Origin of the sequence: Methylobacillus sp. (assembly GCF_036844465.1) — a bacterium.
Classification (GTDB): domain Bacteria; phylum Pseudomonadota; class Gammaproteobacteria; order Burkholderiales; family Methylophilaceae; genus Methylobacillus.
Genome location: NZ_DAIUFW010000007.1, coordinates 83343 through 105873, shown reverse-complemented (window position 1 = coordinate 105873; position 22531 = coordinate 83343). Strand labels below are relative to the sequence as shown.

26 protein-coding genes are annotated in these 22531 nt (G+C 55.0%); 19 read left to right on the top strand and 7 right to left on the bottom strand.

Going from position 1 to position 22531, the window contains the following annotated elements; all coding sequences use genetic code 11:
- The first annotated feature begins 27 nt into the window (after window positions 1-27).
- The 3 genes from V7Z75_RS10585 (at window position 28) to V7Z75_RS10575 (ending at window position 1893) form a co-directional block, all read left to right on the top strand.
- Window positions 28-567, top strand: a complete 540-nt coding sequence (locus V7Z75_RS10585) for a sigma-70 family RNA polymerase sigma factor (RefSeq protein WP_334108611.1) — start codon at window positions 28-30, stop codon at window positions 565-567.
- Window positions 564-1205, top strand: coding sequence for a DUF1109 domain-containing protein (locus V7Z75_RS10580; protein ID WP_334108609.1), 642 nt, complete (start codon window positions 564-566; stop codon window positions 1203-1205). The genes V7Z75_RS10585 and V7Z75_RS10580 overlap by 4 nt, the downstream gene beginning before the upstream one ends.
- 244 nt (window positions 1206-1449) lie before the next feature.
- Window positions 1450-1893 (top strand): TetR/AcrR family transcriptional regulator, encoded by a 444-nt coding sequence (locus V7Z75_RS10575; RefSeq protein ID WP_334108608.1) that lies wholly within the window; start codon window positions 1450-1452, stop codon window positions 1891-1893.
- Window positions 1894-2002: 109 nt separating this feature from the next.
- Here the strand turns inward: V7Z75_RS10575 and V7Z75_RS10570 are convergent, their stop codons facing one another.
- On the bottom strand, window positions 2003-3109 hold the full coding sequence (locus tag V7Z75_RS10570; RefSeq protein ID WP_334108606.1) for an NADH:flavin oxidoreductase/NADH oxidase: 1107 nt from the start codon (window positions 3107-3109) through the stop codon (window positions 2003-2005).
- Window positions 3110-3240: 131 nt separating this feature from the next.
- Here V7Z75_RS10570 and V7Z75_RS10565 point away from each other — a divergent pair, with 131 nt between their 5' ends.
- Window positions 3241-3552: an ArsR/SmtB family transcription factor gene (locus V7Z75_RS10565; RefSeq protein ID WP_334108604.1), complete on the top strand. Its 312-nt coding sequence runs from the start codon at window positions 3241-3243 to the stop codon at window positions 3550-3552.
- Window positions 3553-3599: 47 nt separating this feature from the next.
- Here the strand turns inward: V7Z75_RS10565 and V7Z75_RS10560 are convergent, their stop codons facing one another.
- Window positions 3600-4472 (bottom strand): LysR family transcriptional regulator, encoded by an 873-nt coding sequence (locus tag V7Z75_RS10560; protein ID WP_334108603.1) that lies wholly within the window; start codon window positions 4470-4472, stop codon window positions 3600-3602.
- Window positions 4473-4589: 117 nt separating this feature from the next.
- On the opposite strand from V7Z75_RS10560, the gene V7Z75_RS10555 reads away from it, so the two are divergent.
- Window positions 4590-5582 carry a zinc-dependent alcohol dehydrogenase family protein gene (locus V7Z75_RS10555; protein ID WP_334108601.1) on the top strand — a complete coding sequence of 331 codons (993 nt, stop codon included), beginning with the start codon at window positions 4590-4592 and terminating at the stop codon, window positions 5580-5582.
- A gap of 62 nt (window positions 5583-5644) precedes the next feature.
- Window positions 5645-6301: an SDR family oxidoreductase gene (locus V7Z75_RS10550; protein ID WP_334108599.1), complete on the top strand. Its 657-nt coding sequence runs from the start codon at window positions 5645-5647 to the stop codon at window positions 6299-6301.
- Window positions 6302-6511: 210 nt separating this feature from the next.
- Here the strand turns inward: V7Z75_RS10550 and V7Z75_RS10545 are convergent, their stop codons facing one another.
- Together V7Z75_RS10545 and V7Z75_RS10540 are read right to left on the bottom strand one after the other, a co-directional pair.
- Window positions 6512-6646 carry a formaldehyde-activating enzyme gene (locus V7Z75_RS10545; RefSeq protein ID WP_442919910.1) on the bottom strand — a complete coding sequence of 45 codons (135 nt, stop codon included), beginning with the start codon at window positions 6644-6646 and terminating at the stop codon, window positions 6512-6514.
- A 65-nt stretch (window positions 6647-6711) separates the two neighbouring features.
- Window positions 6712-7797, bottom strand: coding sequence for an efflux RND transporter permease subunit (locus V7Z75_RS10540; protein WP_334108740.1), 1086 nt, complete (start codon window positions 7795-7797; stop codon window positions 6712-6714).
- 241 nt (window positions 7798-8038) lie between these two features.
- Here V7Z75_RS10540 and V7Z75_RS10535 point away from each other — a divergent pair, with 241 nt between their 5' ends.
- The 12 genes from V7Z75_RS10535 to V7Z75_RS10480 all read left to right on the top strand — a co-directional run bounded on the left by V7Z75_RS10535 (window position 8039) and on the right by V7Z75_RS10480 (window position 19477).
- Window positions 8039-9397 (top strand): selenium-binding protein SBP56-related protein, encoded by a 1359-nt coding sequence (locus tag V7Z75_RS10535; RefSeq protein ID WP_334108597.1) that lies wholly within the window; start codon window positions 8039-8041, stop codon window positions 9395-9397.
- A gap of 43 nt (window positions 9398-9440) precedes the next feature.
- Window positions 9441-10172, top strand: a complete 732-nt coding sequence (locus V7Z75_RS10530; RefSeq protein WP_334108596.1) for an SCO family protein — start codon at window positions 9441-9443, stop codon at window positions 10170-10172.
- Window positions 10173-10201: 29 nt separating this feature from the next.
- Window positions 10202-11422 carry a cytochrome-c peroxidase gene (locus V7Z75_RS10525; RefSeq protein WP_334108594.1) on the top strand — a complete coding sequence of 407 codons (1221 nt, stop codon included), beginning with the start codon at window positions 10202-10204 and terminating at the stop codon, window positions 11420-11422.
- Between the two features lie 6 nt (window positions 11423-11428).
- Window positions 11429-11971, top strand: a complete 543-nt coding sequence (locus V7Z75_RS10520; RefSeq protein ID WP_334108592.1) for a TlpA disulfide reductase family protein — start codon at window positions 11429-11431, stop codon at window positions 11969-11971.
- A 293-nt stretch (window positions 11972-12264) separates the two neighbouring features.
- Entirely contained in the window at window positions 12265-13815 is a 1551-nt protein-coding gene (locus tag V7Z75_RS10515) for a phospholipase D family protein (RefSeq protein WP_334108591.1), read from the top strand.
- 207 nt (window positions 13816-14022) lie between these two features.
- Complete coding sequence (locus V7Z75_RS10510; RefSeq protein ID WP_334108589.1) at window positions 14023-14463, top strand: TetR/AcrR family transcriptional regulator C-terminal domain-containing protein; 441 nt, start codon at window positions 14023-14025, stop codon at window positions 14461-14463.
- A gap of 267 nt (window positions 14464-14730) precedes the next feature.
- A complete protein-coding gene (locus V7Z75_RS10505) occupies window positions 14731-15276 on the top strand; it encodes a hypothetical protein (protein WP_334108588.1) in 546 nt (181 codons plus the stop codon).
- A 14-nt stretch (window positions 15277-15290) separates the two neighbouring features.
- On the top strand, window positions 15291-16601 hold the full coding sequence (locus tag V7Z75_RS10500) for an adenosylmethionine--8-amino-7-oxononanoate transaminase (protein ID WP_334108586.1): 1311 nt from the start codon (window positions 15291-15293) through the stop codon (window positions 16599-16601).
- Window positions 16598-17998, top strand: coding sequence for a D-alanyl-D-alanine carboxypeptidase/D-alanyl-D-alanine endopeptidase (dacB, locus tag V7Z75_RS10495; RefSeq protein ID WP_334108584.1), 1401 nt, complete (start codon window positions 16598-16600; stop codon window positions 17996-17998). Before V7Z75_RS10500 ends, dacB begins: the two co-directional genes overlap by 4 nt.
- 114 nt (window positions 17999-18112) lie before the next feature.
- A complete protein-coding gene (locus tag V7Z75_RS10490; protein WP_334108583.1) occupies window positions 18113-18571 on the top strand; it encodes an FKBP-type peptidyl-prolyl cis-trans isomerase in 459 nt (152 codons plus the stop codon).
- Between the two features lie 91 nt (window positions 18572-18662).
- Window positions 18663-19085, top strand: coding sequence for an OsmC family protein (locus V7Z75_RS10485; RefSeq protein ID WP_334108581.1), 423 nt, complete (start codon window positions 18663-18665; stop codon window positions 19083-19085).
- Between the two features lie 14 nt (window positions 19086-19099).
- Window positions 19100-19477 carry a VOC family protein gene (locus tag V7Z75_RS10480; protein ID WP_334108739.1) on the top strand — a complete coding sequence of 126 codons (378 nt, stop codon included), beginning with the start codon at window positions 19100-19102 and terminating at the stop codon, window positions 19475-19477.
- 69 nt (window positions 19478-19546) lie between these two features.
- Here V7Z75_RS10480 and V7Z75_RS10475 read toward each other — a convergent pair whose 3' ends face one another.
- The 3 genes from V7Z75_RS10475 to V7Z75_RS10465 are packed head-to-tail and all read right to left on the bottom strand — an operon-like array spanning window position 19547 to window position 21949.
- Window positions 19547-19858 carry a DUF2322 family protein gene (locus V7Z75_RS10475; protein WP_334108580.1) on the bottom strand — a complete coding sequence of 104 codons (312 nt, stop codon included), beginning with the start codon at window positions 19856-19858 and terminating at the stop codon, window positions 19547-19549.
- Complete coding sequence (gene coq7 / locus V7Z75_RS10470) at window positions 19855-20475, bottom strand: 2-polyprenyl-3-methyl-6-methoxy-1,4-benzoquinone monooxygenase (RefSeq protein WP_334108578.1); 621 nt, start codon at window positions 20473-20475, stop codon at window positions 19855-19857. Before coq7 ends, V7Z75_RS10475 begins: the two co-directional genes overlap by 4 nt.
- Window positions 20476-20527: 52 nt before the next feature.
- A complete protein-coding gene (locus V7Z75_RS10465) occupies window positions 20528-21949 on the bottom strand; it encodes a S41 family peptidase (protein WP_334108577.1) in 1422 nt (473 codons plus the stop codon).
- Between the two features lie 195 nt (window positions 21950-22144).
- On the opposite strand from V7Z75_RS10465, the gene V7Z75_RS10460 reads away from it, so the two are divergent.
- The gene (locus V7Z75_RS10460) at window positions 22145-22423 is read left to right on the top strand and encodes a SelT/SelW/SelH family protein (protein ID WP_334108575.1); all 279 of its coding nucleotides are present in this window, start codon (window positions 22145-22147) and stop codon (window positions 22421-22423) included.
- Window positions 22424-22531: the final 108 nt, after the last annotated feature.

The window sequence follows — 22531 nt, the reverse complement described above, 5'->3', positions numbered from 1 at the left end:
CCCCTTCTTCAGCGAATTCTCTAGATCATGATGGAACAAGAACTGCGCAATTTGATGCTGAGAGCCCTTGACGGTAATGCTGAGTCCTATCAGTGCTTTCTACAGCAGGTCAGTTCAGTACTGAGGGCGTATTTAAGGCGGCGTCTTAGTAGTGCTCCTGATGAAGTGGAAGATTTACTGCAGGAGACTTTGCTGGCCATTCATACCCAACGTCATACATATCGCAGAAGTGAACCCTTGACCCCATGGCTGTATGCCGTGGCACGCTACAAAATGATCGACTACTTCCGTCGCCGATCCAAACTTGAAGCCCTGCATGAGCCTTTGGAGGATGATGCCGAATGGCTGGCAATTTCCGATGAAGCCGCCAATGAGTCAAAGAAAGACCTAGGCACGATGCTTGATGCATTACCAGCACATCAACGCTTACCCATACAGCATACAAAGTTGGAGGGTCGGTCAGTTGCAGAAGCAGCAGCCATGACGGGAATGTCAGTATCCGCGATTAAGGTTGGCGTACATCGTGGCATGAAAGCACTGGCAAAAATGTGGAAGGAGCAAGCATGAAAACCGATGAATTGATCAAGATCATCACAACAGGCGCACAACCGGTTCCACAATATGCGGCCGAAAAACGCATCAGCTCGGCATTGCTGGCAGGTGTGGCGATATCTTTCATATTACTGTTGATGATCTATGGCGTCAGACCTGATTTAAAAGAAATCAGTACCAGTTTTGCTTTCTGGATGAAACTGGGAGTGCCCATGGCCAATGTCATTATTGGATTTATATTTGTGTTCGCGTTGGCACATCCCGGAAAATTGCCCTTGCTTGGGTATTGGGTGCTGGCTATTCCCATCGTTGTGTTGTGGGGATGGGCTATCTGGACCTGGAATGTCACAGACCTAGCGGTGCGTCCCGAATTGTTATGGGGAAAAACCTGGCGGGTTTGCATCATGAATATCATGTTTCTAGCCTTGCCTGTGGGTGCTACAGCGTTATTGGCTTTACGCAATCTTGCGCCAACCAGGCCGGTGTTGACTGGTGCCATTGCCGGATGGCTGGCCGGAAGCGCTGGAGCCAGTGTGTATGCATTGCATTGCCCAGAAATGGCGGCACCATTCTTGGCTGTGTGGTATGTACTCGGGATGATTGTACCCAGTGCCATCATGGCCTATATGGGGCATCGTTGTTTAAGATGGTAAGTCCAGACATGGCTGAGATAAAAGGGGCAATTCAAGCCCAGTCCAGGAGATTATTAATTCTCTTACAAAAACATATGCTTAGCTAAATCTCGAATTTGATTGCAAAAAATATGTTCGATCTCATATTGAGTTGCAAACTCTAAGAAATTGATTTTGCTATATTATTTTCAAGTGTCTGATTTGAATGAGGTGGGAGTCTGAAGTTAAGTTGCAAACGACATTTTTGCTGTTTGCAATCCCTCAGGTGACGTTATACAAATATTTCAAGTCCAAGGAACTGCTCATCATCGAGTATCTTCGCGCCCAGGATGAGAAACTCTGGCAAAAGCTGGCCGATGTTTCACGGCAAGAAAATGCATTGGCGGACCTTGAAACCTGGGTTTCCGCTCTCCTGGATATTATTGGAGACAAGGATTTCAAGGGCTTTGCCTCCATCAGCGCCGGGGTTGAGTTCCCTCAGCCGGATAATCCCGTCAATCAGGTTTCGTGTGAGTTTTCCAAGCAGTTGAGAAGTCAGATCGCCGAATTGGCGGTTAAAGCGGGCATCACGCAAGCCGAGACTTTGGCTATGCAATTGGCTTTGGTCGTGGAAGGAGCTGCCATCACGGAGCGGAATCAGGAAAGCAGTGAATCTATCAGTCATGCCAAGTCATTGGCGAAAATGCTGATTCAGAATGCTCGCTCATAAGCAGCTGATTGATGAAAGATGTGTGTAGATTGATCCTGCCTTATGTGCAGAAAGGTTGATTGTGTTCAGTCCGATTAGCCGGTTGGGCTAATCGGGATGGCAGAGATTGTCAGCGTTGCCTTGGGTCATGGTAACGTGCCAGCCAATGGGCATAAGGAGGCGGAAGCACCCAGGCCGGATTTTCCTTGTTCAGCTCTTTGGCCGCTTGGTAAGTCCAGTGCGGGTTTTCCAGGTGGGCACGGCCTATCATCGCGATGTCCAGCTGTTCGTTGCGGATGGCCTGGTCGGCAAGGTCGGGCGCGCCGAAGCCCCAGGCAGATGAAACAGGGATATTGGCCTCGTTGCGCACGCGCTGGGCAATCGAGGCAAGGAACGCAGGCCCCCAGGGAATCCTGGCCTCGGGCGTGCTGAAGCCGATGCTGACGCTGAGCATGTCCAGGCCAAGCTGTTTCCAGTCATTGACCAGCTGGATGGATTCGCTCAAGGTCTGCTCATCTTGCCCGTCGAATTCCAGCACGCCGAAACGTGCGGTCAATGGCAGGTTTTCCGGCCAGACCTTGCGCACGGCAGCCAGGGTTTCGCGCGTGAAGCGGCCCCGGTTTGCCGCATTGCCGCCATATTCATCGGTACGCAGGTTGGAGTGGCTGGAGGTGAAGCTTTGCGCCAGGTAGCCGTGCGCGAAGTGCAGCTCCAGCCATTCGAACCCCGCTTCTACAGCACGTCGGGCGGCGTCGATGAAGTTTTGCTGCACCCGTTGGATGTCGGCAACGCTCATGGCGGTAGGCACGCGCGGCAACAAGCCGCCGAACGCCTTGGCCGAGGGCGCAATGGGTTGCCAGCCGCGCGGGTCGTTTTCAGGGATATGATCATCGCCTTCCCAGGGAATGTTGGCGCTGGCCTTACGGCCCGCGTGGGCGATCTGGATGCCGGGTACAGCCCCAGCGGCCTTGATCAGGGCTGCAATCTCGCGCAATTTCTCCGCTTGGGCGTCATTCCAGAGACCAAGACAATGTGGAGTGATGCGGCCTTCCGGCGCGACGGCCGTGGCTTCGACCACCACCAGCCCGCTGCCACCGCGCGCCAGCGCCGCATAATGCGCGGTGTGCCAATCGTTGGCCAAGCCGTCGATGGCCTTGTACTGGCACATCGGTGGCACGGCGATGCGATTTCTTAGTTCGACATCTTTCAGGCGGTAGGATGAGAATAAATCTGCCATATTGATCTCTCTTGATTGTGATGAATGTTGATGATCTGGGTTGAATGTGGAAATTGATTCAGGTTTAACTTCTATGGTTCCAATATATTCGAACCATAGGACTATGGCAACGACTATGTTAAATTTTGCCCATGAGACAAATCAAACACCCTTCCATCGAGCAGATCGAGTTGACGGACATCATGCATGCGCTTTCCGATCCTGCGCGGCTTGAGATCATTGCACTATTGGCGCGGGAAGGGCGGCAAATGGCGTGCAACGAGTTGGAGCTGAACCGGCCCAAGTCCAGCATGTCGCATCATTTCAAGATATTGCGTGCTGCCGGACTGGTCGAAACTCTCATTGAGGGTAAAGAGCACTTGAACTCCCTGCGCCTTGCCGAAATCGAGCAGAAGTTTCCCGGCTTGATGCAGTCTGTGCTGCAGGCGATTGATCGTACATAGGCCATATCCTGAAAGCGCCGAGGTCGTTTGCCGAACAGCGGATTCCCTTAATGCGGGCTGTTTAAAGCCTCGGTCAGAAACTCGATAAATGCGGTTAGTTTGGGCGTGGTCTGCTTTTCCTTGGGATAAACCGCATTCACTGGCCTTGGGGCTGGTGTATAGGCTTTCAGCACTTCTACCAGTGTGCCTTTTTCCAGGTCTTCGGTCATCAGTACTTTGGGCATCATGATGATGCCAATGCCTTTCAGTGCTGCAGCCCGCAAAGCCTGTCCATTGTTGGAGTCGAACCGGGAAGACAATGGTTTTCTGCCAACCGCCCCTTGTTGCAGGATTTTCCAGCCGCTGTGATTTCTCCAGTTGGTGAACCCCAGACACTGGTGCGATTGCAGGTCGGCCGGGTGATGGGGCATACCTGCCCTGGCAAGGTATGCCGGTGAGGCGCAAATGGCCAGTTCGAACAGGGAAAGCTGGCGGGCGATATACATCGAGTCTTGCAGTTCGCCGATACGGATGGCGACATCAAACCCTTCATCAATAATATCCACGAAGCGGTCGGATAAATCCAGGTTGATATTGACTTCGGGATATTGCAACAAGTAATCGCTGATGATCGGTGCCAGGGCAAATGCGCCAAACCAGATGGAAGCGCTCACTTTCAAGCTGCCTTTGGGGCTGCCGCGCATGATTTCCGCGCCAGCTTCCGCCTCTTCCACTTGCCGGATGATTTCCTTGCAGCGCTGGTAATAGTTACTGCCTATTTCGGTCAGATGCAAACGCCGGGTAGTGCGGTTCAGCAAGGTGGAGCCCAACCGATCTTCCAATGTATTGATATGCTTGCTCACCATGGCCTGCGAAAGCCTCAGCGCATTGGCGGCAGCCGTGAAACTACCGAATTCCACCACGGCAATGAATACTTGCATGCTATTGAAGCGGTCCATAATTGATTACTATTGGTAAATAATATTTTCAATATTACATGGTTTATCTGTTGTAAATAAGTCAGCACAATGCCTGTAAATTAATCACAGGAGTTTGTCATGGCAAGAGTAGTGCAGTTTGACCAGGTGGGCGGGCCGGAGGTGCTCAAGGTGGTGGATGTGCCTGTGCGCACACCCAATGCAGGAGAGGTGCGTATCAATGTGAAGGCTATCGGGTTGAATCGTGCCGAATCCATGTTTCGTTCGGGGGCGTATGTGGTTGGGCCGACCTTTCCTGGTTCCGGGATAGGGTATGAAGCATCAGGGATCATAGAGTCGGTGGGTGCCGGAGTGACAGGTTTCGCTGCGGGAGATGCCGTCAGCGTGATTCCTGCCTTCATGATGAATGATTATGCAATGTATGGCGAGCAAGTGGTGGCGCCCGCTTTTGCCGTGGTCAAGCATCCTGTGGGCCTGAGTTGGGAAGAAGCGGCTGCGACCTGGATGCAGTATGCGACGGTATATGGCGCGCTGGTCGCAATTGCCAGGCTGGCGAAGGATGATGTGCTATTGATTCCTGCCGCTTCCAGCAGTGTGGGGCTGGCCGCCATCCAGTTGGCGAATATGGTGGGCGCTATCCCTGTCGCATTGACGCGCAGCGAGGATAAAAAGCAGCGTTTGCTGGAAATGGGAGCCAGGCATGTCATCGCCACCGATACTCAGGATATCGTTGCGGAGGTGCGGCGCATCACCAATGGTGCGGGCGCTCGCGTGGTATTCGACCCGGTGGGCGGGCCGGTATTTGGACAACTGGTCCAGGCTGCCGCCCCATCAGGTATCTTGATTGCCTACGGTGCGTTGAGTCCAGAACCTGCATCATTGCCATTCCTGGACGTGTTTGGCAAGAGATTGACCATTCGGGGTTATGAACTGTTTGAATACACCATGGACAAGGTAGCGATCGAGCGCGTCAAAACCTTTATTGTCGATGGGCTCGCTTCCGGCAAGCTGAAACCCTTGGTGGGAAAGACATTCCCGCTGGAAGAGGTCGTGGCGGCGCATCGTTACCTGGAATCCAACCAGCAGTTCGGCAAGATTGTCTTGACGGTTTAAGTGTGGGAAGGGCGGGGAAACCTGCCGTAATTGATCAACGATTGCATGATATAGGAGGCAATATGAAAACTTTTTTGAGTATCGGTTCAGGCCCGGGGAATGGGTTGGCTACTGCAGAACGCTTCGCCCGCGAAGGTTTTCGCATCGTGTTGAGTGCGCGCAATGCAGACAAAACAGCTGCGCTGGCAGCGCAATTGCAGGATAAAGGGTATCAGGCGGAAACCAGGACGGTAGATGCCAGCGATCCTGCGGCAGTGGCAGCCTTGGTATCCGCGGTTGAGCAGCAATACGGCGCGATTGATGTATTGCATTACAACGCCGCCAACCTAAGACAGGCGACTTTGCAATCACAGCCGCGCGAGAGTTTTGTCGGCGACCTGGCGGTGAATATCGGTGGCGCGCTGGCGGCTGTCCAGGCAGCAAGCGCGAAAATGACGCAAAACAAGTCGGGCACCATTTTGCTGACTGGCGGCGGTTTCGCCTTGTACCCCAGCCCAGATTACCTATCCTTGAGCATAGGCAAGGCTGGCATACGCACGCTTACCCTCGGCCTGTTCGAGAGCTTGCGGAAAGAGGGTGTGCATATTGCCACGGTAACGGTGGCGACTTTTGTGACCGCGGGATCCAAGGAGGCGGAGGGTGTCGGGGAAAGATTCTGGCAGCTATATGCGCAGCCGGAGGCAGAATGGACTGCGGAATTGATGTATCCGGCCAGCTAGGCGGCTGAAGAGTTTTTGTCCAGAGGGGTAAGGAGCACTGTTTCCTGCCCCTTTGTTCTTTGTTTCGAAGGTTTCGTCCTGACGCTTTCCATGTGGCGGCTGATCGGCCTGCGTCCAAAACAATCCCTCAAGTAGTTGTCATGGCATGATCGCTGTAAAAGCTCGAATGGAAAGGTAAACAGCATGGGAGGGGATTCCCCTCCCGCTGTATCATTTGGCCTGGAAGGGATGGGCGCTTTCCTTGTATTGTGCCAATACCGTGGAAACTTTTGGCTCTTGATTGACCGCACTCCGGATAGCTTGCAATGTAGCGCGGTAATTCCACTCCTGCACCCGTTGATCAATGTCTGCACGGCTATACCTTTTCTATCTTGCTTGATCGTGTAGGGTTGTATGTCTCACGCATGACATCAATGCTCCTGTGGTGGGGCAGTTGGCTTTTTCCTTCTGATGCCATCCACGACCAGCACGTAGAACAAGGGCACGAAGAAGATAGCCAGGAATGTGGCCGTCAGCATGCCTCCCACTACCCCTGTGCCGATCGAATGCTGGCTGCCACTGCTGGGGCCATTGGCAAGCGCCATGGGCAGCACACCAAACAGAAAGGCAATCGAGGTCATGATGATGGGACGCAATCTGAGGCCTGCCGCTTCGATTGCGGCCTCGACTGTGGTTTTACCGTGCTTGTCCTTAAGCTCCTTGGCAAATTCCACAATCAGGATAGCGTTCTTGGCAGCCAACCCCATGGTGGTCAGCAAGCCCACCTGGAAAAAAACATCGGCAGATAGGCCTCTCAATAATGTGGCTGCTACTGCGCCAATAATGCCCAGTGGAACCACCATCATGACTGCCACGGGCACGGACCAGCTCTCATACAGTGCTGCCAGGCAAAGGAAGATGACCAATGCTGATAGTGTGTAGAGCAGCGTGGTTTGCGAGCCTGCCTGTCCTTCTTCGTATGAGATGCCTGTGTAAGCCAGCCCAATACCGGCAGGCAATTCCTGCATGATCCGCTCCACGGAGGCCAGTGCTTCACCAGTGCTGACGCCAGGAGCAGGCTGGCCGACAATTTCTACTGCGGGCACACCGTTGAAACGTTCGAGCTTCGGTGAGCCATAGATCCAGCGACCAGATGCAATGGCGGAGAAAGGCACCATCTGGCCGCTGTTGCTGCGCACAAACCATTTGTTGAAGTCTTCCGGCGCAATGCGGGCGCTGCTGATGCCCTGTACATACACTTTCTTCACTCGGCCACGATCAATGAAGTCATTCACGTAGGCTGAGCCCCAGGCCACGGACATGGTCTGGTTGATCTCGGTCAGGCTGATTTGCTGGGCGCGGGCGCGCTCTTCGTCAATGATGATTTCATATTGAGGTTCGTCATTGAGGCCATTGGGACGAACCAACGACAGCTTCGGATCCTGTGCAGCAAGCTGGAGAAATTTGTCGCGCGCCTGCATCAGGACCTCATGCCCCAAACCGGCCTGGTCTTGCAGAAAAATAGTTTGAAGTGAGTGTGCATGTCATGTTGCTTTTTGGCGTCAGGAGGAGAGGAGCTCCTGACGCGGGGCATGCGCTGTGGCCTCGCCTTGCTTTTTCCCTGCAATGTGCGCATTGTTTGCATATTGTGTTGCGATGAGTGTGTTTTATCACTTCGGATGACAAGCGGATGTAGAAAATGAAGACATGTATGCCGTTTGCCGAAGGTTCATGCGATGTTTTGCAAAGGAGAGGAAAATGAGAAAAACGATGGTTGGAATAGCTGCACCCGGAAAAATCACTCGGATAATCACCATGGTATTGGCGCTTGGCGTGACGATGCCATTACCCACTGCACTGGCGGATGAAACCAGTTGTTCCCCCTATACGCCGCTGGTGCAAGGGCAAGAGGATTTTGTCTATGTCTGGACGCTGGGCGTCAAGGGCATGGGCGACGAATCCGACAAGCTGGTCACTGTGGATACCAACCCTAGCTCCAAAACCTACGGCAAGGTCATCAACACCCTCTCTGTCGGCGGTCGAGGCGAAGCCCACCACATGGGCTTCACCGACGACCGGCGCTACATGTGGGCAGGCGCGCTGGACAGCAACAAAATCTTCATCTTCGACGTGGGCACCGACCCCGCCAAGCCCAAGCTGGTCAAGACCATCAATGACTACGTCGCCAAGACCGGCCTGGTCGGCCCCCACACCTTCTACGCCCTGCCCGGCCGCATGATCGTCGCCGCCCTGTCCAACGCCAAGGACCACGGCGGACAAACCGGCATAGCCATCTACAACAATGCCGGCGACTATGTCAGCACCACACTGATGCCGACCACCAACGGCGGCGACGGCTATGGCTACGACGCCGCCATCAACCCGCAGAAAAGCGTCATGCTCACCACCTCCTTCACCGGCTGGAACAACTACATGGCCGACCTCGGCAAGGTCGTGAAAGACCCCGACGCCATGAAGCAATTCGGCAACACCACCGTCATGTGGGACTACAAAGCCATGAAGCCGATCAAGATCTTCAACACCCCGGGCGCGCCGCTGGAAGCCCGCTGGTCGTTCGCCAATGGCGCCAACTGGGCCGTCACCACCACGGCGCTGACCTCCAAGGCCTATGTCTACATGCAGGATGACAAGGGTGAATGGCAGCAGCACGAGATCGGCACCATCGGCGACCCCTCCAAAATACCGCTTCCGGTCGACATTGCCATGACGGGCGATGGCAAAGGCATGTGGATAGACACCATGATGGATGGCACTACCCGCTACTGGGACATGACCAACCCGCTCAAACCCAAGGAAATCTATGTAAAAAAGATTGGCTCACAGGTAAATATGGTCTCCCCCAGCTTTGACGGCAAGCGGGTGTATTTCACGAGTTCCCTGCTCGCCAACTGGGATAAAAAAGCCAAGGACGACGAGCAATTCCTCAAGATGTATCACTGGGATGGCAAGGAACTGAAGCCTGGTTTCGAAATAGACTTTTACAAGCTGAAGCTGGGCCGTGCGCACCATATGAAATTCCAGGCGCGCGACCTCAAGACCTTGAAACCGTTGCGCGCGTCCACAGAAAGCGCCTTGAAGTTCGCTGCCAATCCGTAATGGGCCGTCATTTCTCGCCGATCCCGCCCAGTAAGATATGGAGATGATGCGTAAACGGTGGGGCAGATGGCTCTTCGCAGGGCTGGCGGCGGTAGCCGCCGCCTGTCTGGTCTATGCCTTCTATGGCCCTGACAGGCAGGCGGGATATGGGATGGATGCTGAACTGCAATCGCGGATCGCCCGGCAGGGCTTGGCGCCTGCCGGGACATACGAGCTGCACAGGATTTTCAAGGCATCCAGCTACGAGGTGCTGGACAGCCAGGGCAATGCCGTTCCGCTGGCGCAGTTCACGCAAAACAAGTACACCTTGCTCACTTTTTTCTATGAGTCATGTTCGGATGCCAAGGGATGTCCGTTCGCCATCACCACCTTGCATGCATTAAGAGGCTATCTGGAGAAAACGCCTGCGTTGGCCAGCGCGGTGCGCTTTGTCAATATCAGTTTCGACCCGATGCGCGACACGCCAGTCATGATGGCAGGGATGGAGAAAAGCATGCAGCAAGGCAAGGCGAAACCTGCGACGGAGTGGCGCTTCCTGACCACGCAGGATGTTGATCATCTCATGCCCATCATTGATGGCTTCGGCCAGAACGTGGAGGTGGTTTTGGATGCGGAAACCGGGGAGGCAACCATGCAATATCAGCATGTGCTGAAAGTATTTCTGATCGACCGCGAGGGGTATGTGCGGGAGATATACTCCGCGCTGGATCTGTCGCCGGAAGTGCTGCTGAACGATATTTATACCTTGGCAATGGCTGACCAGACACGGCATTAACAGCTGTTTTTGCAAATTTAGGGTAGGCAATGGCCATCAGGAAACAATATAAACAAGCCATGATCGTAATGGCGGCAATGCTGTTGGGGGCGCTGATATGCGCCCTGTTTTTCAAGTTGGGTGAACAGAAGCCAGCCGCTTTGCAGGGCGAAACTTACCAGCTGCCGGTAGAAGACATACTGGGGCTACCCGAGCTGCACATTCCCGAAGACAATCCCTTGAACATGGCAAAAGTAGCGCTGGGCAGGAAGCTATTCATGGACCGTCGCCTTTCCCACAACAACACCATCTCATGCGCCATGTGCCATGTACCCGAGCAAGGTTTCACCGTCAATGAACTGGCCAGGTCCGTGGGGATCGAAGGCCGTTCCCACCGGCGCAACGCACCCACTGTCGTCAATGCAGCCTTCATGCACCGGCTGTTTCACGACGGTCGCGAACCCATCCTCGAAGACCAGGTCATTGACCCCATCGTCGCATTCAACGAAATGGGCAATCCCGCCGTGGGCTATGTAGTGGAAAAAGTCAGCCAGCTGCCGGACTATGACGGCATGTTCGAAGCCGCCTTTGGCGGCAAGGCCACGCTGGACAGGCTGACCAAAGCCATCGCCGCCTACGAGCGCACCCTGGTGTCCGGCAACTCCAGGTTCGACCGCTACATGTACGGTGGGGACAAACAGGCCATGACCGCCTCGGAAATCAACGGCATGAAAGTATTTGCCGGCAGGGGCCGCTGCATCGTATGCCACACCATGGGCGAGAAAAACGCCCTCTTCACCGACCAGCAATTCCACAACACCGGCATCGGCTACAAACTGAATAACGTGCCCTACGACCAGGAGAACAACACCATGCCGATTCAGCTTGCTCCCGGCATCATTGTCGAAGCGGACTTGACGCTGGTGGATGAAGCCAGCGAAGCTATCCCCAACGATGTCGGGCGCTTTGAAATCACGGAAAACCCTGACGACCGCTGGGCATACAAAACGCCTACATTGAGGAATGTCGCATTGACCGCGCCTTACATGCATGATGGATCCTTGATGACGCTGGAAGACGTAGTCGAGTTCTATGACAAGGGCGGAGAAGAGAACCCGCTGCTGGACCCATTGCTGAAGCCGTTGCGATTAACCGCTGTCGAGAAGCAGGATCTGGTTGCCTTCATGAAGGCGCTCACCGGCTCCAATATGGCAAGGCTCGCCCAGGAGGCGAGGGCGGCTTATTATCTTTCCCCTGTCGAAAGGCCGTAGGTGACCATGGGCATTTATCGTCGAGTCATTGTGATTGTTGTATTGCTCCTGATGGCGTGTGGTGGAGTTTATCTCTATCGAAGCCAGGTGGTGGATGAAAATTATACGGGCCAGCAGGAGGATTTCTACTCACATCGTTATCCCGACCAGCAAGGCAAGGCATTTGATTTCGCGGGATTACAAGGCAGAGTGACGGTGGTCAATTTCTGGGCGACCTGGTGTGCGCCATGTAGAAAGGAAATTCCCGATTTGTCGGCCATTAGCCAGGACTATGCGCAACGTCGTGTAGCCGTGATCGGTATCGCGGCGGATGATCTGCCTGCAATACAGGAATTCCTGCAAGCCATCCCTGCCAGCTATACATTCGTTGCGGCTGAATTTGATGCCATGGCCATCAGCCGCGACTTGGGCAATACAAAAGGGATTTTGCCGTTTACAGTGCTGATGGATGGAGATGGGAACATCATCACGCGTATCTCTGGCCTTGTCCATCCAATGGAGTTGCGAGCCATGCTGGATAAGGCCGTGGCTGGCCAAATAAGCAATTGAGGTGTGTATGAAAACAGTTAAAACAAAGGCTTTTGATGAGCCTTTGTTTTTAGAAGTGCTAGTTTGATCAGCAGGCAGAATCAGACGAAAACCTATCGGTACTGTAGCCGTGACGGTATCTGAAAGTTAAGTCAATGATTGTTAAATGTTTTTGATGAATTAGAGTGAGGTGAGGGAGTCTTATCTTGCTAATGATTGGTACCGATGGGTATAGTGATGGCTGTGCCTATCAATACTGCATGGCTTTTATACGGCTCCTTGATTCTTTCTGGGCACCGCACTGAAAGATGTCCATGATACGGATCATCGTCCTAGCCTGCCTGGGATTCGTCGCAGCCTCGGCGCTTGCGACCTGGGTCTATGGCGTCTTCGCGGCCCGGGTCCAGGGAGAAGCTTCCTACGCGCTACCGGTGGAGGATAGGCAGATGCTGCTTGACCAGCGCATCGGCGCCGTGACGGATGCGCACCCTGGCGAAAGCGGCCTGCATTTATTGGCCGAGAACCTGGACGCCTTTGCCGCGCGCGGCCTTTCAGCACGCAAGGCTGGGCGTTCTCTGGACCTGATGTACTACATATGGCACGACGACCTGACGGGCCGCCTGCTTCTGGCCGATGCATTGGCAGCGGCGGAGCGCGGCGTGCGCGTCCGGATATTGATCGACGACATCGGCACCAGCAACACCTGGGACGCAATGATCGCGTTGGCGCATCATCCGCAGATCGATATTCGCATCTTCAACCCGACCCGGGCACGGGCAGACAGTTTGCGGCGCGGCATCGAAATGGCATTGCGGGCATACAGCGTGACGCGGCGCATGCACAACAAAGCCTGGATCGTCGACGGGCGTATCGCGATCCTGGGCGGGCGCAACATCGGAGACGAATATTTCGATGCATCGGAGAACACCAATTTCCGTGATATGGACGTGCTGGTGATGGGGTCTGCCGTCGCACAGACCGAGAAGATTTTCGACGACTACTGGAACAGCGGCGTGGCGCTGCCGATCGACAGGCTTTCGCCGCTGAAAGATCCCAAGGCGGCGCTTGCGCAAGCAGCCTCCGGCTTGAGCGCCGCAGCGAGCGAGGCGGCGGCCCAGCCTTACCTGGGGCGCCTTGCCGAGCGGATTTCGCTTCTCGATCCCGAGCAAGAACAGCCCTATTGGACGGAAACCGCACGGGTAGCCGCCGATCCGCCGCAAAAGGTGCTGGGCAGGCGCGGTGAGAACTGGCTGATGCACGAATTGCTCCCGCTGTTCGAGGCTGCTCGGGAACGACTCGACATTACCTCGCCCTATTTCATCCCTGGAGAAAAAGGCACGGCGATACTCACCGCCATTGCCGCAAAAGGCGTTTCAGTGTCGGTCCTGACCAACTCCCTCGCCGCCACCGATGTGGCAGCGGTCCATGGCGGCTATGCGCGTTACCGTGTTCCGCTGCTTCGGGCGGGGATCGGGCTCTGGGAGCTGCGGCCGGAGAATCGGGAAAGCCATATTTCCCTGCGCGGATCGAGCAGGGCGAGCCTGCATACCAAGGCTTTCACTGCCGATGGTCATTTGGGGTTCATCGGCTCGATGAACCTCGATCCGCGCTCGACTTCCCTTAACACGGAAATGGGAGTGCTGTTCGATTCCGCAGACCTGGTGGCGAAGATGGAAGAGGTCTGGAAGCGCGACACAGCGCCTGCGCGCAGCTATCAGGTCCGCTTGACGCCAGGGGACAAGCTGGAATGGCGTGCAAGCCAGGATGGGCAAGTCGTCCGCTACGACTACGAACCTGAAGCCTCGTTGCTGCGCCGGCTTAGCGCGCGAATCATTGGGTTGCTGCCGCTGGAGTCACAGCTTTAATCCGTAGAGGTTGTCTGATACTAATGAGAGGAAAGCAAGGAATAGCGGAGCGGTGGCGGGAATTGTCGAAGGTCATTGTCGATCAAGCCATCGGCATTCCAAAGGGCAAGGGAGGATGAATTTACTTGAAGCAGGCGTATCCAAGGCCACGATGTACGCCTGCTTTCCCAGCAAGAAAGCGATGTTCACTGCAGTAATCGAGCGCGAATGCGCGGTGATGACCGAATCGTCCCTACCATACAGATTGTTGCTGGCGGCATTGCCACGGCCCTTGCCGACCTGGGCATGTCCTATTTGCGGCTGGTGCTTTCACCTTCCGCCATGGCCTTGTTCCGCGTTGTCGTGGCCGAAGCACCACGGTTTCCTGACGTGGGGCGCCGGTTCTATCTGACAGGCCCCAAGGTGGTGAATGAAAAGATAGCGGCTTGCCTGACCGAAGCTGCGCAAGCAGGCGAGGTCAACATTCAATCCATCGGCGCTGGCGCAGCGGCCTCGTTGTTCATCAGCATGGTGCGTGGCGAGGCGCAGCTGGAATGTCTGCCCCATCCAGCTGCCAAGCCTTCAGCCGCACAAATGGATATTTGGGTGCAAAACGCAGTGACAACTTTCCTTGGCGCATATGGCGCTGCCAAATTACCTTCCGGCTAAAGCTAATTGACTACAGAAATTGGATTCCAGTCTCTTGTGATCGGGTAATTTCCCTGGGGCACCAGTTCCGTTTCTCTTGAGCCGTCAAGCTGCCTGACGCTTGTATTCAGTGATGACGGTTAAATTGCATGCAAATATCCTGCTTGTGCCCAGAATTTGGCTGTATTGATAAGTGTTTGGGTTGATAGGTAAATCAGTCCAAAGAAACCCGGTGTGCCTTATAATCACGGTCTTGATCGTGATGATTTGTCGTGCAGGAGTGGTTTGATGTCGGAAGAGTTTGAGGATATGGCGGTCCATCAGTTGCATTTGAGCTACAGTGCCCAGCAGGATCGCATGTTGCTGAAAGTCAACCTGGACGATACGGAGCTGAATGCCTGGCTGACACGGCGCATTGTCCGAGTGTTGTGGGGATTGTTGCAGGACAGCGAGCTTTCTCCTGCGACGATGCCGGAGATGATGGCTGTAACTGCGGAAGAGTTGGTGGAACATTTCGCACAGAGTGCCATCGCTCTGCCCATGATGCGCCAGGGAGCCATGATGTCCGGCGCCTATCACGACGCAAAAACTACCGATGCCGGGCCGTTTGTGTTGATTACTGACTGCAAGCTGGTCAATATGGACCATACGGAGTCTCTGCTGGAGTTGCATAGTCAGGCTGGCGAGATTTATAGCTTGGCCATGACCGCTGAATTGAGCCATGCTCTTACGACCATGCTGCAATTGGCATCGCAGGAAGCGAGCTGGGACTTGGGGCTGGCAACGGACCGCATCGTGCTGGCTAATGAAGCCGCACCCTATGTGCTGCACTAAAATTTCTAGAGCGCATGGCGGATAGTAACGCATCCCTGTTGCAGCGTAGCCTGGCCGCCGTCTGGCATCCCTGCACGCAGATGAAGCAGCACGAAACCCTGCCGCTGGTGCCTATCCGGCGCGGGGAGGGCGTGTGGCTGGAGGATTTTGATGGCAAGCGCTACCTGGACGGCGTGAGCTCCTGGTGGGTCAACCTGTTCGGGCACAATCATCCGCAGATCAAGGGCGCCATCACGGCGCAATTGGAACAGCTTGAACATGTGATTCTCGCTGGCTTTACCCATGAGCCGGTCGTGCGATTGTCCGAACGCCTTTCCGCGCTGACTGGCCTGGGTCACAGTTTTTATGCTTCCGACGGCGCCTCTGCCACCGAGATTGCGCTCAAGATGAGCTTCCACTACTGGCGCAACCGCGGCCAGCTTGGGAAAACACGTTTCCTCAGTTTGCAAAACGGCTACCACGGCGAAACCCTGGGCTCACTCTCTGTCACTGATGTAGCATTGTTCAAGGATACCTACGCGCCATTGCTGCGGGAATCGGCCGTCTTGCCCAGCCCGGACTGGCGGTTGGCGGAAGCTGGCGAGAGCCCTGAGCAATATGCGCTACGATGCGCTGACGATGCCGAGGCTTATGTCGCCAAACATGCGGGAGAGCTTGCCGCTGTGATCGTGGAGCCCTTGGTGCAGTGCGCCACCGGCATGGCGATGTATCACCCGATATACCTGCAACGCTTGCGGGCGATTTGCGATCGTTATGATATCCATCTGATTGCGGATGAAATTGCTGTGGGCTTTGGTCGCACCGGCACCATGTTCGCGGTGGAACAGGCGGGCATATTGCCTGATTTCATTTGCTTGTCGAAAGGTATTACCGGCGGTTATCTGCCGCTTTCCGTCGTGCAGACGACGGACGATATCTATGCTGCTTTTTACGACGACAGCGTCGTGCGGGGTTTCCTGCATTCGCATAGCTATACCGGCAATGCGCTGGCCTGCAGCGCCGCGCTGGCAACGCTGGATATTTTCGTCCAGCAGGATGTGCTGGCCGCCAACCGCTGCAAAACCGATTATCTCAACCGCAAGCTGACGGCATGGCAGGATTTACCGATTGCCCATGTGCGCAACCTTGGCATGATCTGGGCATTCGATGTGATGGCTGATCAGCCAGGATTCCAGCAAAGGTTCTACCAGGCAGCACTGCAACGCGGCCTGTTGCTGCGGCCCGTGGGCAATACGGTGTACTTCATGCCGCCATATGTCATTAGCGAAAGCGAAATGGACTGGATGCTGGAACAAGCCATGGCAGCGCTCAAGGAGAGTCTATGAGGTTGTGGCTGGGATGTTTCCTGCTGCTGGCGGGTGTCAGCGCGCATGCTGCATTGCCGGGGCCGGTCAGCGAATTGCTGAGAAAGAATGGTATTCCTGCCGAAAATGTTTCGGTTTACGTGCAACGGATTGATCAGCAAACCCCGTTGGTTAATCATCAAAGCGACCGGCCCATGAAGACGGCTTCAACCATGAAGCTGCTGAGCACCTATGCTGGGCTGGAGCTGCTGGGCCCGGCCTATCGCTGGCGCACCGGGGTTTACCATGATGGCAGGCTGGAAAATGGCGTGCTGCATGGCAACCTGATCATTCAAGGGCGCGGCGATCCTTATCTGTTGGCGGCGGACATGCGTGCGATGCTGGAAGACCTGAAGCTGGCGGGCGTGGACGAAATCCGCGGCGATATCGTGTTCGATACCCATTATTTTGCCCGGCGCTTCCATGATGCTGCCGAATTCGATAGCAAGCCGCATGCGCCCTACAACGCCACGCCCAGCGCACTGGCCGTCAATATCAAATCCACCTCGTTCTATTTCCTGCCCGCAGGAAACAAGCTGACCATAGAGGCAGACCCTGCGCTGCCCGAGATTCGTATCCGCGATGAAATGAACCTGGTGCGCGGCGAATGCGGAGACTGGAAAAGCAATCTGCGCTTTGTGGTGGAGCCACAGCCGGACGGGGTGGCGGTGACTTTCAAAGGCCAGTATCCAGCGGCCTGCGGCAGCAAGACCCTGGAGCTGAACGTGCTGGAAGATGGGCCGTATGCCTATGGCCTGTTCCGCAGCAGCTGGCTGTCGCTAGGTGGCAAACTGCAAGGCGGATGGCGCTATGGGGCTTTGCCGGAAAACGCGCAGCACTTAGTGACGCACGATTCCCAGCCCTTGTCCGAAATCATCCGCACTATCAACAAATACAGCAACAACCTCATGGTGCGACAGCTATTTTTGACCATAGCGGCGGAACGCGTTGCCAGCCCCGCGACCGAGGCGGACGGTATTTTCGCCATCCGCGCATGGCTGGCCAGCAAAGGGCTACACTTTCCCGAATTGGTGCTGGAGAACGGCTCCGGGCTGTCGCGTGACGAGCAGATCACGGCCAGGCACATGGCGGATTTCCTGCGGGCTGCCTATGCCAGCCCGGTGATGCCGGAATATCTTTCCGCGCTGCCCATTCCCTCGGTGGACGGCACCATGGCCAACCGCCTGCGCAACAGCCCCGCGCGCGGCAGCGCGCATTTGAAAACGGGCACTATCAATGGCGTCAGCGCGCTGGCGGGTTATGTGCATGACCGCAAAGGGCGGCGCTGGGTGACGGTTATCATGGTGAATGATCCCAAGGCCACGGCCTCGCGCACGGCCCAGGATGCGCTGATCGACTGGGTGTACCAACAGCCCTGAGGCAGTCCCGAGCGCACAGCCTGGCATAATCTCTGTATGATATTGCCTTCGTGCGGCGCGCAAGTGCGAGTTGCCTGTGCGTTGGTGTTGTGCAACCTGCTATCGGAGTAATCCATGAAACCAATTGCCATGCTGGCGAGTGCTTTTGTGCTGGCTATGCTAACCATGAGTGGCTGTTCAGCCGATACCAATAGTGACAAGGAAAAAGTTGTAATGAGTAATAACATCACTGAATTGCAGAAAATTGATACCCAAGTGGGCGAAGGCCGCGAGGCAGAGGCTGGCCTGAATGTCACCGTGCATTACACAGGCTGGCTGTATGACCCCAGCAAGCCTGACGGCAAGGGCGCCAAGTTCGACAGCTCGCTGGACCGTCGCGAACCTTTCGTTTTCTACTTGGGCGGCGGTCAGGTCATCCGCGGCTGGGATGAAGGCTTTGCCGGCATGAAAGTAGGTGGCAAGCGCACCCTCATCATTCCACCGGAATATGGCTACGGTGCGCGTGGCGCGGGCGGTGTCATTCCTCCGAACGCTACCCTGGTGTTTGATGTGGAACTGCTGGGCATCAAGTAAATTGCCCTGAAGCGCAACGCCTGATGACACTATGTCTCAGGCGTTTTTTCTGGTTGTGATGAATGTCGAAGTGAAATGAAGGTCAAGCAAGATGAAAGCACGGGTTAAATGGGTTGAGAATGTCTGTTTCATGGGAGAGTCGGAAACCGGTCATGCGGTAGTGCTGGATGGCGCTCCTGACGCGGGTGGCCGCAATCTCGGCATGCGTCCCATGGAAATGCTGCTGATCGGCATGGGCGGCTGCACCTCGTTCGACGTGGTGACCATCCTGAAAAAATCCCGCCAGCCAATTACTGACTGCGTGGCGGAAATCAGCGCGGAGCGCGCTGACGAAATTCCCAAGGTATTCACCAAGATTCATGTGCATTTCGTCGTCACCGGCAAGGGCTTGAACCCGGCCCAAGTCGAGCGTGCGGTCAAGCTGTCGGCGGAAAAATACTGCTCGGCTTCCATCATGTTGGGCAAGGCGGCGGAAGTGACGCACGATTTTGAAATCCGCGAGGCGGAGCTTTGAGTCGGCCACAAGGCATGCAGGGGCTGCGCCATGTGGCCCTGTTCGTGCAGGATATCGAAGCCTGCCTGCATTTTTACGTTGACATCCTCGGCATGGAAATCGAATGGCAGCCGGATGCGGATAATTACTATCTGACCTCCGGTCATGACAATCTGGCTTTGCATCGTAGCCAGGAGGCCGTCAGCGGCAAGCAGCGCCTCGACCATATCGGTTTTATCATCAGTCAGCCTGAGTTGGTAGATGAATGGCATGCGCACTGCGTTGAACATGGCATCAAGATACTCATGCCGCCCAAAACCCACCGTGACGGTGCGCGCAGCTTCTATTGTGCTGATCCTGCCGGCACGCATGTGCAGATCATCTATCACCCGCCGATTTCGGGTAAACCCTGATTTGATGGATTAAATGAATAAAACAAAAGCCCCGCATGCGGGGCTTTTTTGTGGCATTTTCCAAATAATTTAGATAGCTCTGAGCTGCAGGGTAGCGTTATTCGTGATGATGTCGAGCAGGCGATCGATATTGGGATGCTTGCCAGGGTTGGCTTCTGCATCTGCAGTGTGCTCGGCATAAAGCTCCAAACCGTATTGAGCCGCTGTTGTATCCAGGTGGCCAAATTTTTGCAACAGGTGTTGGTAAACCTTGACTGAGCCTTGGCTGCCGGGTTTGTTTTCAATTTTCCCGACGACATGGCCGTCTTGGTCGAGCAGTTCGATGCTTTGCAAATGGTCGCTGGGCTCAAGTCCAGCCAAGGTTTCGCTGAATGTTTTCATAAGTGATATGTGGTTGTTGTCATGATCTTGGACAGCATGCGCATGCTTGCCTTGACCGGCAATGGCAGCTTGGCTGCGCCGTGGTTGATAGCCTGTTGCGCATGGCCTGCTTCGTCTTCCTGCATCTGGCTGACGATGGCACGGCTTTTCTGGTCGTGAGTAGGTAATGTTTCCAGGTGATGGGCCAGATGCTTGCCGACCTGGTACTCGGTTTCTGCGACAAAGCCGAGGTTCCAGCGATCGCCTAGCACACCAGCCAATAGGCCCAAGCTGAAGGAGCTACCATAAAATAATGGGTTTAGCAGGCTGGTATGGCTGCCTAGTTCTTTGATGCGCTTTTCACACCAGGCCAGGTGGTCGGTTTCTTCCTGGGCGGCAGATTTAAGCGCGGCAGCTGTTGCAGGATTGCGTGCCGTGATGGCTTGCCCGATATAAAGCGCCTGCGCGCATACCTCGCCGGTATGGTTGACACGCATGAGCGCTGCGGCGTGCTGTTTATCCTGTTTTTCTGTGAGTGTTTCAGGCAGGGTATGACCAGGACATGGGCGCTGGCTGGCTGGGGTGGCCAACAATGTACGCAGGCTTTTATCGAAGGCAATAATGAAGCGGTCTAGCATGAGAGAAAAAGTAAAAAGTTGACAGGCCGCCAACTGGCGGCCTGGAGCTAGATTATTTGCGTTGCAGTATATGCAGGCCCTTGAGCAGGTTGAGCGCCTGGTTGAACTGGTAATCAGCCTTGGAGCCAGGCTCGATCGGGGCAGCAGGCTTATCCTTTTGCTCCTTGTCATCTGCTGGCGCAGGTGCTGGCTCTTGCTTGTTCTCTTCCGCAGGCGCTGGGGCAGGCACTACGACAGGTTCTTCCCCATCCTTGGGATTGCTCAGGTGGCGGGTCAGGTCAGCTTCACGCAGCATCGCGCCATGGTCCTGAGTATTCACGGTGGCTTCTTCCACGATGATGTCGGGAACAATCCCCTTGGCCTGGATGGAGCGGCCCTTGGGCGTGAAGTAGCGCGCTGTCGTCAGCTTGATAGCTGCGCCGTTGTTCATTGGCAGGATGGTCTGCACGGAGCCCTTGCCAAAGGTCTGGGTGCCCATGATGACGGCGCGTTTGTGGTCCTGCAAAGCGCCTGCCACGATTTCAGAAGCAGAAGCAGAGCCGCCATTGACCAGCACGACGATAGGCAAGGTTTTGAGATCGGCAGGCAGGTCACGCAGGTAATCCGCACGCGCGCCGCCACGCACGTAGTTTTCCGGGTTGGCAGTCAGACGCATCTTGGCTTCTTCCCCCCTGCCTTCGGTATAAACTACCAGCTCATCCTTGGGCAGGAATGCGGCAGAAACGCCTACGCCGGCATTCAACAGGCCGCCTGGATTGTTGCGTAAGTCGAGGATCAGGCCCTGGAAGGATTCCTTGTTCTGCTCGCGCAGGGTTTTAAGTGCTTTGGCCAAGTCTTCACCGGTATGTTCCTGGAACTGGGTGATGCGGATGTAAGGGAAACCAGGCTCGGCCAGCTTGAATTTCACGCTCTGGGTCTTGATGATGGCGCGTGTGAGTACGAAGGTGAGCGGCTTGGCCTCGCCCTTACGCAACACGGTTAGGGTGATCTTGGTGTCCGGCTTGCCGCGCATGCGTTTGACGGCATCGGTGAGCGTCATGCCTTTCACTGGTGTGTCATCCAGTTTCATGATGAGGTCGCCGCTCTTGAGTCCAGCCTTGTAGGCCGGAGTGTCCTCGATTGGGGCTACGACCTTGACGAAGCCGTCTTCCATGCCGACTTCAATGCCCAGGCCGCCGAACTCGCCCTGCGTGCCAGCCTGCAAATCCTTGAAGGCATCAGCATCCAAATAAGCAGAGTGGGGATCCAGGCCAGACAGCATGCCGTTGATGGCCTCAGTCAGTAGTTTCTTGTCTTCTACCGGTTCTACATAGTCGCTTTTGATCTTGCCAAAGACCTCGGCAAACGTCCGCAGATCATCCAGCGGCAATTGCGGCTTGGCTTCTTTGTCCGCAATGGCGGAGTAACTCAGGCTCAGCATGACTCCAAGCAGCGGTCCTGCAACAATCAAGCCGATCTTCTTAAGTTTGCGCATGTAAAACAATTCCTCGGTGGAAAAAGGTCAATGGTGGATTGTAAAGGTTATCTAGGGCGGATCAGGAAGTTTTGGGTTCATTTTCCGCTATTTATTTTGTCAATGCAAAACGATGCAAAGTATCGCACAGACATTTTTTGCTTTTCAATCATTTGGGCGCTAAATTCTTCAAATTTGACACGGAGACGGTACAAAATGGATTCACATGAGGTGGAAATCGAATATTGCACACAGTGCCGCTGGTTGTTGCGTGCGGCCTGGCTGGCGCAGGAGTTGCTCACAACTTTTGAATCAGACCTTGGCAAGGTGGCGCTGGTTCCGGGAACGGGTGGTATTTTTGAAGTCAGCCTGAATGGTGAGCTGCTGTTTTCTCGCAAGGAGCACGGGCGGTTTCCTGAATCCAAGGAGTTGAAGCAGTTGGTGCGCGACCGCATTGATCCTGAACGTGATTTGGGGCATAGCGACAGAAAGTAGCCAAGCGATGATAAAGTTTGAAACGGTAAAAATTTAGCAAACCTATTTAAATGTAAATCATTATCATTTATGATGTGTCTTAACTGAAATGCAGTGTAAAGGTACATC

Excerpts from the sequence above, each read along its gene's own strand:
- dacB (WP_334108584.1), top strand. The coding sequence starts at position 16,598 with ATGAGGTTGTGGCTGGGATGTTTCCTGCTGCTGGCGGGTGTCAGCGCG.
- V7Z75_RS10565 (WP_334108604.1), top strand. The coding sequence starts at position 3,241 with ATGAGACAAATCAAACACCCTTCCATCGAGCAGATCGAGTTGACGGAC.
- V7Z75_RS10490 (WP_334108583.1), top strand. The coding sequence starts at position 18,113 with ATGAAACCAATTGCCATGCTGGCGAGTGCTTTTGTGCTGGCTATGCTA.
- V7Z75_RS10580 (WP_334108609.1), top strand. The coding sequence starts at position 564 with ATGAAAACCGATGAATTGATCAAGATCATCACAACAGGCGCACAACCG.
- V7Z75_RS10505 (WP_334108588.1), top strand. The coding sequence starts at position 14,731 with ATGTCGGAAGAGTTTGAGGATATGGCGGTCCATCAGTTGCATTTGAGC.
- V7Z75_RS10560 (WP_334108603.1), bottom strand. The coding sequence starts at position 4,472 with ATGCAAGTATTCATTGCCGTGGTGGAATTCGGTAGTTTCACGGCTGCC.
- V7Z75_RS10570 (WP_334108606.1), bottom strand. The coding sequence starts at position 3,109 with ATGGCAGATTTATTCTCATCCTACCGCCTGAAAGATGTCGAACTAAGA.
- V7Z75_RS10535 (WP_334108597.1), top strand. The coding sequence starts at position 8,039 with ATGAGAAAAACGATGGTTGGAATAGCTGCACCCGGAAAAATCACTCGG.
- V7Z75_RS10510 (WP_334108589.1), top strand. The coding sequence starts at position 14,023 with ATGCGCGGTGATGACCGAATCGTCCCTACCATACAGATTGTTGCTGGC.
- V7Z75_RS10465 (WP_334108577.1), bottom strand. The coding sequence starts at position 21,949 with ATGCGCAAACTTAAGAAGATCGGCTTGATTGTTGCAGGACCGCTGCTT.
- V7Z75_RS10520 (WP_334108592.1), top strand. The coding sequence starts at position 11,429 with ATGGGCATTTATCGTCGAGTCATTGTGATTGTTGTATTGCTCCTGATG.
- coq7 (WP_334108578.1), bottom strand. The coding sequence starts at position 20,475 with ATGCTAGACCGCTTCATTATTGCCTTCGATAAAAGCCTGCGTACATTG.
- V7Z75_RS10485 (WP_334108581.1), top strand. The coding sequence starts at position 18,663 with ATGAAAGCACGGGTTAAATGGGTTGAGAATGTCTGTTTCATGGGAGAG.
- V7Z75_RS10480 (WP_334108739.1), top strand. The coding sequence starts at position 19,100 with ATGCAGGGGCTGCGCCATGTGGCCCTGTTCGTGCAGGATATCGAAGCC.
- V7Z75_RS10585 (WP_334108611.1), top strand. The coding sequence starts at position 28 with ATGATGGAACAAGAACTGCGCAATTTGATGCTGAGAGCCCTTGACGGT.
- V7Z75_RS10550 (WP_334108599.1), top strand. The coding sequence starts at position 5,645 with ATGAAAACTTTTTTGAGTATCGGTTCAGGCCCGGGGAATGGGTTGGCT.
- V7Z75_RS10475 (WP_334108580.1), bottom strand. The coding sequence starts at position 19,858 with ATGAAAACATTCAGCGAAACCTTGGCTGGACTTGAGCCCAGCGACCAT.
- V7Z75_RS10515 (WP_334108591.1), top strand. The coding sequence starts at position 12,265 with ATGATACGGATCATCGTCCTAGCCTGCCTGGGATTCGTCGCAGCCTCG.
- V7Z75_RS10525 (WP_334108594.1), top strand. The coding sequence starts at position 10,202 with ATGGCCATCAGGAAACAATATAAACAAGCCATGATCGTAATGGCGGCA.
- V7Z75_RS10460 (WP_334108575.1), top strand. The coding sequence starts at position 22,145 with ATGGATTCACATGAGGTGGAAATCGAATATTGCACACAGTGCCGCTGG.
- V7Z75_RS10500 (WP_334108586.1), top strand. The coding sequence starts at position 15,291 with ATGGCGGATAGTAACGCATCCCTGTTGCAGCGTAGCCTGGCCGCCGTC.
- V7Z75_RS10555 (WP_334108601.1), top strand. The coding sequence starts at position 4,590 with ATGGCAAGAGTAGTGCAGTTTGACCAGGTGGGCGGGCCGGAGGTGCTC.
- V7Z75_RS10530 (WP_334108596.1), top strand. The coding sequence starts at position 9,441 with ATGATGCGTAAACGGTGGGGCAGATGGCTCTTCGCAGGGCTGGCGGCG.